The organism is Streptomyces sp. NRRL F-4489 (genome assembly GCF_001509485.1).
Lineage (GTDB): Bacteria > Actinomycetota > Actinomycetes > Streptomycetales > Streptomycetaceae > Streptomyces.
Genome location: NZ_LLZI01000243.1, coordinates 156,593 through 167,651, shown reverse-complemented (window position 1 = coordinate 167,651; position 11,059 = coordinate 156,593). Strand labels below are relative to the sequence as shown.

Here is an 11,059-nt window from a genome sequence, read left to right as displayed (position 1 = left end):
CCCGGGGCGGGGGGCAGGGCCAAGGGCATCGCTCGCGGCCGGTTCCTGCAACGCCCTGTTGACGGTTCGGGGGCGGACGGACAGGGTGGGGCGAACGCGGAGCGTGTGGGAATGGACACATGCAGACAGCGAGGGGAGGGCGAGGTGCTGACAGTCTTCGCTGGTCAGCGAGTTGAGGTGACGTCAGGTCGGGCTGGAGAGAGGGCGCGGGGACGCTATGGCTGAGGCACGCGGGGATTCGTTGTCAGTGGCTGCCCCTAGCATGTCTCACATGTCCCCAACTCCTTCTGACCATACGGGTGCGCCCGTTCCTGCTTCCGAGGCCAATGACTCGATCCGGCGCTTTGTCCGCGCCCGGCACGGTCTGGCCTGGACGGCACAGGACATGGCGGAGTACGCGGTGCTGCTGGAGATCTGGACGCTGGCGGTCCGCGCCGAGGTCACGGACGTCGTCGAGGCCGCCTGACGGCGCCCCGGCACCCACCGGCGCGAGCTACGACGCCGCCCCCGGTTGCCGCTGCCCCTTGGTGCCCCCGCACCGCACAGCGCGGCGGCACCAGGGCTTCTCCCCCGGCGGCTCCGCGCCCGCCCCTCCCGTGGCACGCTGAAAGAGCACGCGGAAGAACGGGACGGCCCCGGCACGGGGGAAGGGACGAGGTGATATGCGGATGCCTATGCCTATGCCTCTTCCGTTGCCTCTTCCACTATCGGCATCCGTGGCCAGGCAGGTCGCAGGTCCATGAGCATTCCGCTTCCCGGCTTCGAGGACGTCGGGCGGTTGCGTGGCGGGGGCGGGCCGGACGGCCGGGAGGGACGGACGCCGCGGCACGGTGCGGCGGCCGGTCCGGAAGGCCGCGCCCGCCGGGAACTGGCCCCCGGTGCGGTCCATGTCCCCGGCTGGCTCTCCCTCGCCGAGCAGCGCGAGCTGGTCAGCGCCTGCCGCGACTGGGCCCGCGGCCCCGTCCCCATCCGGCACACCCGGCTCCCCCGCGGCGGTGTGATGTCCGTCCAGACCGTGTGCATCGGCTGGCACTGGCAGCCCTACGCGTACCGCCGCACCGCCGACGATGTGAACGGCGCCCGGGTCGCGGAGTTCCCGGACTGGCTGGTCGCGCTGGGCCGCCGCGCACTGGTGGACGCTTACCAGGACGCCTCGGCGGGCGACGACTACACACCCGACACCGCGCTGATCAATTTCTACGACGGTGAGGCGAAGCTCGGGATGCACCAGGACAAGGAAGAGCGTTCCAGCGCACCGGTCGTCTCGCTCAGCATCGGCGACACCTGCGTCTTCCGCCTGGGCAACACGGAGACCCGGACCAAGCCGTACACCGACATCGAGCTGGCCTCGGGAGACCTGTTCGTCTTCGGCGGCCCGTCGCGCTTCGTGTACCACGGCGTACCGAAGGTGTATCCGGGCACCGGCGACCCGGCCACGGGCCTGACCGCCGGACGCCTGAACATCACCATGCGCGTCACCGGCCTCACCTGAGCCCGGCCGAGGACGGGGCGCCCGCAGGTGGCCGTCCCTCGGCCGTCCACCGGCGCCCCCACCGGCACCCCAAATCCGACGCCCCCATCCGACGCCCCCGAAGGGCACACTGGTCCCATGTGCCGCAGCATCAAGACGCTCCGCCCGCCCGTCACGCCCGAGGTCAGCGACGAGGACATCCGCGCCGCGGCCCTCCAGTACGTCCGCAAGGTCTCCGGATTCCGCGCCCCGGCCGCCCACAACCGCGAGGTGTTCGACCAGGCCGTGGAGGCGGTCGCGGCCGCCACCCAGGAACTCCTCAGCGGCCTCCGCGTCCGCGGCAGCGCCGCCCCCGCCCCCACTTCCCACCCGCCGCTGGCGGGCGGTTAACGGTCGGCCGCGGGGCCCTGCCAGTCCGCGTGGCGGATGCGGGCGAGGTCGCGCAGGCCGCCGACCGTTCCCCATTCGTTCCTGCCCAGCCGGGACAGCGGGCGCAGCTTCTCGATCTCCGGGTGCCCGTCGACGAGCACGTCGTCCGAGACCACCGCGTGCACCACGCGTCCGAAGACGACGCTGCCGTCGCCGATCCGCACCGTGCTGTGCGCCTCGCACTCCAGCGCCACCGGCGAGGCGGCAACGCGCGGCGGCTTCACCCGCAGGCTCGGTTCCGGCTCGATCCCCGCCGCCTCGAACTCGCTCACTCCGCGCGGAAAGTCCGTAGCCGTGTCATTGATCTGCTCGAAAAGCTCTTCCGGCGTGAAGTTGACCACGAATTCGCCGGTGGCTTCGATGTTCCGCAGCGTGTCCTTGCGGCCCACGGAACTGAACATCACCACGGGCGGCGCGACGCTGGCGATGCTGAAGAAGGAGTGCGGGGCAAGATTGGGCGTGCCGTCGTCGGAGACGGTGGACACCCAGGCGATCGGCCGCGGTACGACGGTCGCGGTCAGCAGCCGGTAGAAGTCGTTACGGGCCATCTCGGCAGGGTCGAAGTCAACGCGCATGGTGATCAGTATCCACCCCGAAAGCCGCGGAGCCCAGGGCGTTTCCGCGGCGCCCCAGCCCCCTGACACCAGCCGAAAGCGCCCCGGCCCCGGAGCCGACGGGCACCAGGAACTGGCGGCTCAATGCGGCTGACAGCGGGAAGTCCCGGGATATACCTGCTTGCAGGTGTTGATCGAGGGCAGTTCCGAGGAGCCCAGTGAACCGGTACGGGCGCATGTTTCATCAGACCTGGCGTCGGCTCGCCGCGCACGCTCTGGTCCGGCAGAGCCGCGAGTTCGAGCTGCTGCGCCGGTCCCTGGGCTTCGCGACGCTGTCCCTGGTCACCGTTGCCCCGCTGCTGATCGTGGTGGCCGCCGCCGACCCCCTCAAGCAGAGCGGTTTCGCCTCCTGGCTCGTCGACGGTATGGGCCTGTCCGGGCGGTCCGCGCGCGACGTGACCCACATCATCAGCCCGCCCCGGAACGTCATCGGTACGACCAGCGCGCTGGGAGCCGTCACCCTCGCGGTGTTCGGCGTGGGCTTCGGCGGCAGCGTGCAGAACGGCTACGAGCGGATCTGGGGCCTGCCGCCCGGTCCCTGGCACCGCGTCTGGCGGCAGGCGACCTGGCTGGCCGTCCTGACCGCCTATCTCTACCAGGAGGTACTGACGCGTTTCGCGCTGCACGGATGGCTGCGGGTCGCGGTGTCGGCGCTGACCGGCCTCGCGTTCTTCTGGTGGGGCCAGCACTTCCTGCTCGGCGGGCAGATCCACCGGCGCGACCTGCTGCCCGGCGCGGTCGCCACCGTGGCCGGCCTGGGCGGACTGCGGTTGTTCTCCCAGTTCGTCTTCACACCGCTGCTGGTCAGCAACGCGGTCAGCTACGGCGGGGTCGGCGTCGTACTGATCGTGGAGTCCTGGCTCACCGGCGTGGGGTTCGTGGTCTACGGCGGCGCGCTGGCCGGCCACTGGTTCGTCGAGCACCGCTGGTGGCAGCGGCTGATCGACCGGGTCGACCGGAACCCGTGACCTACCGCGGCCCCGGGCTGCCGTACGCCCGCAACGGCGGCGGGCCCGGTCGGGCCGCCGGCTCGTGCGGCGTGTTTGCGGAACGTCAGCGAGGCGTTTCCGGAACGCCAGCGGCCCCGGCGAAAGTGGTGTCCACACCGCGGGAACGGCTCCCGCAGGACACACAGGGGGAACCCGATGATGCGTACTTCCCGGATTCGTACCGCCACCCTGGCCGCCGTCACCGCCGCGCTGGCGCTGGGCCTGACCGCCTGCGGTGGCACCGACGGCGGCTCCAAGGCGGCAGGCGCCGACACCGCCGCTACCGCGCAGGGCCCGAACGCTTCCAACGCGTCCGCCGCGGACCGCGAGGACGGCAACGGCGGCGCGGAAGAGGCCAGCGGTGGCGGTGGCACCAAGGACGCCACGCGCTCGACGACCGCCTCGGGCGGGACGGACGAGGTCGCGGGCAAGGGCACCACGGCCGGCGCCCGGCAGTGCCGGGGGGACGAGATGCTGCTCACCGCGGTGCACCGGTTCGCCGGGCAGCAGGGCGACCATCTGCTGGTCACCGCGTCGAACGAGGGCGGCACGCCGTGCTGGGTCACCTCGTACCCGGCCGTGAAGCTCGGCGACGTCGATGGTGCCACGCTGCCGCACTCGGAGAAGGACAACCCCGGCGGCGGCAAGCACCTGACGCTCCAGCCCGGCGGCAAGGTCTACAGCGCGGTGAACCTCTTCGACTACGGCTCGGGGCACCACACGGGGCAGTCGTTCGCCCTCGCGCTGCGCGGCGCGGACGGCCGCAGCGGCCCCTTCTACTCGGTGAACGTCAAGGGCGGGACGCCGCAGTTCAGCTGGAACGAGGCCGACGTACTGAACTGGAACACCAAGAAGCCGTACGACTTCTGATCCGCCCGGCGGGCCGTGACGGGTTCTCCCCGGACACCCCCTAGGCGCCGCGCCGTTCCGTGCGGTGGCGGTGCCAGGCGAGGGCGAAGCCGGCGCCGGCCAGCAGGGCGGGGACGGCCAGCTCCGTGGCCAGGGAGGCCACCCAGTCGGGGTTCAGCTGCCGGGTCATGCCGCTGGCGAAGCGGCAGGTGGCCTGCGGGGGCAGGAAGCTGTACTCCAGGGTGCGAGGGGGCTGCGAGCCCCAGTCGGCGCCGGCCGCGCAGACCGAGGACGGGCCGGCGAAGAGCCGCCAGGCGGCGCGCGCGTAGAAGAGCAGGAAGACGGTACCGGTCATGGAGAAGGCGAGGCCGGTGCGGCGGAGCTTCGCGGACCGGGTCATCGGGACCACGAGGCGGCTGCCGCCGGGGCGCGGGTCCAGGCACTCCGCGATCAGGGCCGTGAACAGGCAGCCGGTCATGACGGCCAGTGCGGCCCAGAGGAAGAGGTGGAGGGCGCCGGAGCCGCCGAGCGAGGCGACCTCGCCGTGTTCGTACGCGCAGACCGTGGCGGGCGGGAACGCCTCGTGGCGTGCGCGCAGGAACCGCCCCGGTCCCTTGGTGATGCCCTGGGCGCACCGCTCGTCGAATTCCAGCATGGTGAACAGGGCGAGCGCGCAGCCCGCCACGAGTGCGGCGAACGCTATTCCCGCCGTGATCCAGAGGCCGCCGGTCCGGTAGCCGCCGGGCTGGTGGCCGCCGGGCCTGCGGCTACCGGACGGGCGTCTGCCGTGCGGTGTTTGTGGGTGGGGCATTGGCGCACCGTAGTCGATTCGCCGGTGCGGCGGTGTTCGCCGCACGAGTAGGCGCCGGTCCGGTCACAGCTCCGCGTCGAGGGGGAGGCGGTGGACGCCCGGGAGGTAGTCGTCCAGTTCGCCGGGGGCGAAGCGGGCCATGCCGACGACGTGCCAGAACTCTCCGGTCACCTCGCCTTCGTACTTGTAGCCGCCCTCGGGGGTCAGCGCCGCCCAGCCGCCGGGGACGCCGATGAGGGTGGCGTGCGGGGTGGCCGGGCCGACCGGAGCCGGGACGTTCCACAGGCGGACGGTGCCGTCCTCGCCGGCGCTGGCCAGGCGGGTGCCGTCCGGGCTGAAGGCGAGCGAGAAGACCCGGCCGGTGTGGCCGGCCAGGCGGGCGGTGCGGGTGCCGGTGCGGGCGTCCCAGAGGCAGATGGCGCGGTCGTCGCCGGCGGTGGCGAGCAGCGGCAGCCGGGGGTGGGCGACGGCCGCCCAGAGCCGGCCCTGGTGGCCGGTCAGGACGTGGCGGGGCGCGCCGTCGCGCCAGACGATGGCGGTGCCGTCCCAGGAGGCGCTGGCGACCCACTCGCTGTCGGAGCCGAAGGCGACGGCGTAGACGCGGTCGCTGTGGGCGTCGAGTTCGGCCGTCAGCTCGCCGCTCTCCTGGTGCCAGAGGCGGACCCGGCCGTCGTCGCAGCCGGTGGCGAGCGCGGTGCCGTCGCCGCGGAAGGCGATGGACCGCACCCGGCCCCGGTGCTCGGCGAGGGTGGCGACATGGGCGCCGGTGGCACGCCACCACAGGCGGACGGAGTCGTCGTCGTTGGCGGTGGCCAGCAGCGTGCCGTCGGGGCTGAACGCCTCGGCCCAGGTGTGGTCGGTCTCCACGTCGATCTCGCGGAGGTACTCGCCGGTGGCGGCGTTCCAGAGGTAGACGTCGCCGTCGTTGCTGGCGGTGCCGAGGATGGGTCCGGCGGGGCTGAAGACGGCGGAGATCAACCGGTCGCCGCGGCCGGTGAGTTCGGCGGTACGGCGGCCGGTGCGGGCGTCCCACAGGCGGACGATGCCGTCGTTGCCGCTGGTGGCCAGGCGGGCGCCGTCGGCGCTGAACGCGACGGTGTTGACGCGGCGGCCGTGGCCGCGCAGGATGCGCTGGCCCTGGCCGGTGTCGGCGTTCCAGATCTGCGCGCCGCCGTCGTTGCCGACCGTGACGAGCTGACTGCCCTGCGGGCGGAAGCGGCAGGCCCAGGCGGAGCCGCGGTGCTCGACGGGCTGCTGGCGCAGCAGGCTGATGGCGCGGTGGCCGCCGGAGAGGGCGACCCGCCACAGGCGGACGGTGCCGTCGCTGTCGCAGGCGGCCAGCAGCCGGCCGCCGTTGCCGAACATGACTTGGTAGACGGCGCCGGTGCACCGCTCCAGGGCTCCGGCGGGGGCGCCGACGACGGGGTCCCACAGCCGGACCTGGCCATCGGTGTCGCCGCTTACCAGGAGGGTGCCCTCGGGGTGGAAGTCGAGGGTGTAGACGCGGCCGGTGTGGCCGGTGAAGGCGTGCAGCAGGCGGCGTTCGGCGAGGTGCCAGACGCGGACCGTGCCGTGGTCGCCGGCGCCCTGGTCGCCGGTGGCCAGGAGGGTGCCGTCCGGGCTGAACCGCGCGCGGTAGACGGCGCCTTCGTGGCCGTCGAGGGTGCCGGTGCACTCGCCCGTGGCGGTGTCCCAGATGCGGAGCCGGCCGGCGGCGTCGCCGGTGACGAGGGTGCGGCCGTCCGCGCTGAAGACCGCGGTGTAGACGGGGGCGGTGTGGCCGGGGAGGCGGTGCAGCGGCTCGCCGGTGGCGGCGTCCCAGAGGGTGACCAGGCCGTCGGCGTCACCGGTGGCGACCAGCGTCCCGGCGTCGTCGAGGGAGACCGGCCAGACGCCGCCGGGGTGGATGTCCAGGCGGTGCAGCTGGCGTCCGGAGACCGGGTCCCACAGCCGGACGGTGCCGTCCGCGCCGCCGGTGGCCAGGACCCGGGAGCGGAACTTCACGGCGTAGACGCGGCCTTCGTGGCCGTGCAGGGTGCGCATCGCGCGGCCGGTGTCGGCGGCGCAGACCAGTACGCCGCCGTCCTCGCTGCCCACCGCGAGGAGTTCGCCCTCGGGGCTGTACGAGAGGGGTTCGGGCAGCCGGCTGGTGCGCATGTCGAAGCCGTACGGGACGCCGACGGCGGCGGGGCGGAAGCCGACCTCGACGGGCATGCCGGGGGCGAGGGCGGCGGTGCGGAGTTCGGGGGCGGCGCGGACCTGGGGGTCGGTGAGCGGGTCGATGAGCGCGGCGCGATGCCAGCGGCTGCGGGTCAGGCGGGCGCCGCGCAGGTCGGTGCGGGTGAGGCGGGCGCCGCGCAGGTCGGCGCCGGTGACGTCGGCGCCGGAGAGGTCGGCGTGGTCGAGGCGGGCGCCGTTGAGGCGGGCGTCGCGGAGTACGGCGCCGGAGAGGTTGGCGCCGATCAGGCGGGTGTCGGTGAGGTCGGCGCCGGTGAGGTCGACGCCGGAGAAGTCGCGTCCGGAGAGGTCTTCGCCGGAGAGCCGGGCGCCGCGCAGGTCGGCGCCGGCCGGGACGCGGAGCCGGTCGATGACGCGGACGGCGTTGGCGCGGGCCGCGTCGCTGACGCCGGGGCCGGGGGCGTTGAGGACGGTGCGGACCCAGGCGGTGCTCAGGTCGTGGTCGGCGAGGTCGCAGAAGAACTCGACGGCGAGGGCGCTGAGCGGACGGGCGGCGAGCAGGGTGCTGTCGCCGGCGGCGAGGCGGGCGGCGGCCTCGCGGGCGACGAGCCATTCGACGACGGAGCCGTGGATGAACTGGAACAGGCCGTCGTCGGTGCGGATCAGCAGGCTGCCGGCGCCCACGGCCTGGGCGCTCTCCTGGGTGGTGAGGGTGGTGCCGGCGAGTCCGGCGAGGGCGGTGGCGACGGTGTCGGTGAGTTCGTCCAGGTGCAGGGCGGTGCGGCCGGTCTCCCACAGGCGGCGGGCGAGGGCGGTGACGGCGGCCCAGAGGTGGTCGAGGGTGAGGCCGGGGGCGGCGCCGGGGCCGCCCTGGCCGCGGCGTTCCTCGTGGGCGAGCCAGGCGGTGAAGACGTCCTCGTAGAGCCGGGCGGGGCTCAGCGCGCGGCCGGCGCCGGCGACGGCGCGCAGCTGATCGGGGTCGAGGTCGGCGACGAAGCTCAGCAGCCGGGGGTTGGCGCACAGGGCGAGCAGGTCGGGGATGTTGCCGAGGAGTGCGAAGCGGCGGTCGGCGGTCTCCTCGTCGCCGTAGCGGTTGACGAGGTAGGCGCGGATCTGCTCGGGGACGAAGCCCTCGACGGCGAGGACGCGGCGCTGCGGGAGCAGGCCGACGCGTTCGCCGAGGGCGGTGAGGATCTGGTCCTGGGACTTGAAGTGCTGGGTGCGGCTGCTGACCACGATCTTGGCGTTGTCGACGGCGGCGTTGAGGAGGACCTGGAGGTGGTCGGCGGCGCGGTCGTAGCTGACGCGGTTGACGAGTTCGTCGAAGCCGTCGAAGAGGAGGACGACGCGGCCCTGGCCGAGCATGTAGCGCAGGGCGCGCAGGTCGATGGTGTCGACGTCGTGGCCGGCGAGGTGGGCGGCGACCAGCCCTTCGAGGCTGTGCGCGCGGTCGAGGGTGTGCAGGGGGATGAGCAGCGGGGTCAGGTGCGGGAGGCGTTCGGGGATGCGGCGGGCCAGCTCGCGCAGGGCGAAGGTCTTGCCGTGCCCGAAGTCGCCGAGCAGCAGCAGGAAGCGGCCGTGGTCGGTCTCCAGCAGCTGGAGCATGGCCTCGACGAGGTGGTCGCGCTCCTCGGCGTCGGGGCGTTCGGCGTCGCGGTAGCGCTGGGGGAGGTAGAGGTCGGGGGCGTAGCGTTCGTCGCTGCCGAGCCGGGCGGTCTGGGCGGTGACGTAGCCGCGGAGGTCGAGCAGGCCCTGGAATTCCAGGAAGCTGCGGACGCGGACGCCGCGGCGGCCGGCCCGTTCGCGCAGGGCCGGCTCGGGCGGCGGGCCGTCGTGGACCAGTTCGGCGTCGGTGCCGGTGTCGGTGGCGTGGGCCTGGGCGAGGAAGCGGTCGAGTTCGGCGTCGGTGGGGGTGCCGGGGTGGACGGCGATGCGCTGCTGGCGGACCACGCCGTCGTCGTTCCAGGTGGCCATGATCTGGGCGAGGTCGTCGGGGGTGGCGCGGGGGACGTCGCGCAGGCGGACGCCTTCCTGGCGGGCGCGGCAGACCTCCTTGACGCGTTCGGCGAGGGAGTCGGCGGGCTCGTCCACGGCGCGGTTGTCGGCGGGCGGGGCCGCGGCGGGCGGGGCCGCGGGCTCGCCGGGCGGGGTGAAGATCCGTCCGGCGCCCTGCCAGGTGACGGGGAAGACGGCCGGTTCGGTGCCGCCGGCGCCGGTCCAGCGGGTGACGCCGTCGGCGGTGACGCGCAGCAGCTGGAAGCCGGCGGGGGCGGCCGCGCCGTAGAGCGGCAGGGTGCCGTTGGGGAGCGGGAGGTGGTCGTGGGAGGGCTCGCCGCCGGTGGTGCGGGGGCCGCCGCTGGGGCCGTGCAGGACGAAGTGGAGGCGGGGCGCGGCGAGCCGGGCGAAGGTGTCGGCGTCGCGGAGCGTGCCGGGGCCGCCGGGGGCGTCCTGGGGGCGGCGGCGGCCGGTGAGCGGGTGGCGGAGCGCGCCGACGCGCAGCCAGCCCTCGTCCTCGTAGCCGCGCAGCGCCTCGGCGAACCACGCGGCCTGGTCGCGGCCGAGGAAGCCGTACTGGTCGTCGGGGCGGTGGCTGGCGGCGATGGAGGAGTTGAAGCCGGCGACGACGGTGTGGAGTTCGGGCACCGGGAAGAGCGTCCAGGGCTGGTCGCTGTCGAAGACGGTGTCCAGGCCCTCGTAGAGGCCGCGGAAGAGGCGGGTGTAGTGGCGCCACTTGGGCCAGTACGGGGGCTGCGGCGGGATCTCGTCGGCCTCGCAGGTGTGGAAGTAGCCGCGGCAGGCGGCCTGGCTGACGTCCTGATTGCCGGGGACGACGATGACGCGCTGCGGCGGCAGGCCGAGCTGGGAGCGCAGCCCGGTGAGGAAGCTGAGCGCCTGGTCGCATTCGCGGGGGCTGCCGGAGGCGGTGAGGTCGCCGGTGACGACGAGGAGGTCGGGCGCGGGGGCGCCGGCGTCCTTGAGCTCGACGAGGTCGCCGCGGATCTCCCGGCGCAGCGCGTCCGGTTCGCGGCCGCGGCCGAAGTCCGGTCCGGCGAGGTGCAGGACGGTCAGGGCGCCCTCACCGCGGGCCGCGCCGGGGGCCTGCGGGTAGCGGGGCGCGCGGGCCGGGCGGCGGCGGCCGGACCAGCCGGTGCGGCCGAGCGGGCGCGGCCGGCCGGCGTCGGCGGCGGGCCCGGGGAGTTCGGCGGTGTCGGTCGCGGCGCCGGGGTAGCCGGGCCGGCGGCCGGGGCGGGCGTGGCCCTCGACGGCCTGGCCGACGCGGGTGAGCAGCAGGGCGCGGGCGGTCTCGGCGTCGGCGACGCCGACGAGATCGACGTAGGTGATGGTGGCCAGGAGCCCTTCGATGGGGATGTCCTCGACGCGGACGGTGAGCAACTTCCGCTCGGGCTCTTCCGGTTCGGCGCGGAGCGCGGCCTGCCATTCCATCCGGCCGTAGGTGGAGCGGCCGTAGTGGCTGGAGAGGACGGCGATGACGGCGACGGATTCGCTGACGCCGCGGTCCATGAAGTCGATGAAGTTGGTGCCGGCGACGAAGTCCCATGCCTGGATGACGGTGCGGTACCCGGCTTCCTCCAGCGTCCAGGCGATCCAGGACGCCCATTGCTCGTCGGCGGGTGAGTAGCTGATGAAGAAGTCCACGTCCCGCGTCCGGCCGAGCAGTTCCCCGTCAGTGACCATGGGCCCATCGTAGGAGTGCGGG

At 74.0% G+C, this 11,059-nt stretch carries 8 protein-coding genes; 5 read left to right on the top strand and 3 right to left on the bottom strand.

From position 1 onward, the window contains the following. Window positions 1–271: 271 nt before the first annotated feature. From ADL22_RS34935 to ADL22_RS23885, 3 genes are all read left to right on the top strand, one after another. Window positions 272–466 (top strand): hypothetical protein, encoded by a 195-nt coding sequence (locus tag ADL22_RS34935; RefSeq protein WP_107116373.1) that lies wholly within the window; start codon window positions 272–274, stop codon window positions 464–466. 273 nt (window positions 467–739) lie between these two features. Continuing rightward, window positions 740–1,492: an alpha-ketoglutarate-dependent dioxygenase AlkB family protein gene (locus tag ADL22_RS23890; RefSeq protein WP_234430834.1), complete on the top strand. Its 753-nt coding sequence runs from the start codon at window positions 740–742 to the stop codon at window positions 1,490–1,492. Between the two features lie 117 nt (window positions 1,493–1,609). Beyond that, window positions 1,610–1,861, top strand: a complete 252-nt coding sequence (locus ADL22_RS23885) for a DUF2277 domain-containing protein (RefSeq protein ID WP_066983379.1) — start codon at window positions 1,610–1,612, stop codon at window positions 1,859–1,861. Here ADL22_RS23885 and ADL22_RS23880 read toward each other — a convergent pair. Further along, complete coding sequence (locus tag ADL22_RS23880; RefSeq protein ID WP_066983376.1) at window positions 1,858–2,475, bottom strand: flavin reductase family protein; 618 nt, start codon at window positions 2,473–2,475, stop codon at window positions 1,858–1,860. The genes ADL22_RS23885 and ADL22_RS23880 overlap by 4 nt on opposite strands. A 215-nt stretch (window positions 2,476–2,690) precedes the next feature. Here ADL22_RS23880 and ADL22_RS23875 point away from each other — a divergent pair, with 215 nt between their 5' ends. Next, the gene (locus ADL22_RS23875; protein WP_234430833.1) at window positions 2,691–3,482 is read left to right on the top strand and encodes a ribonuclease BN; all 792 of its coding nucleotides are present in this window, start codon (window positions 2,691–2,693) and stop codon (window positions 3,480–3,482) included. A gap of 177 nt (window positions 3,483–3,659) precedes the next feature. Beyond that, window positions 3,660–4,373 carry a DUF4232 domain-containing protein gene (locus ADL22_RS23870; protein WP_234430832.1) on the top strand — a complete coding sequence of 238 codons (714 nt, stop codon included), beginning with the start codon at window positions 3,660–3,662 and terminating at the stop codon, window positions 4,371–4,373. Window positions 4,374–4,413: 40 nt separating this feature from the next. On the opposite strand, the gene ADL22_RS23865 is transcribed toward ADL22_RS23870, so the two are convergent. After that, window positions 4,414–5,163, bottom strand: coding sequence for a hypothetical protein (locus ADL22_RS23865; RefSeq protein ID WP_234430831.1), 750 nt, complete (start codon window positions 5,161–5,163; stop codon window positions 4,414–4,416). Window positions 5,164–5,226: 63 nt separating this feature from the next. After that, complete coding sequence (locus tag ADL22_RS23860; protein ID WP_066983371.1) at window positions 5,227–11,037, bottom strand: TIR domain-containing protein; 5,811 nt, start codon at window positions 11,035–11,037, stop codon at window positions 5,227–5,229. Between the last annotated feature and the right edge of the window lie 22 nt (window positions 11,038–11,059).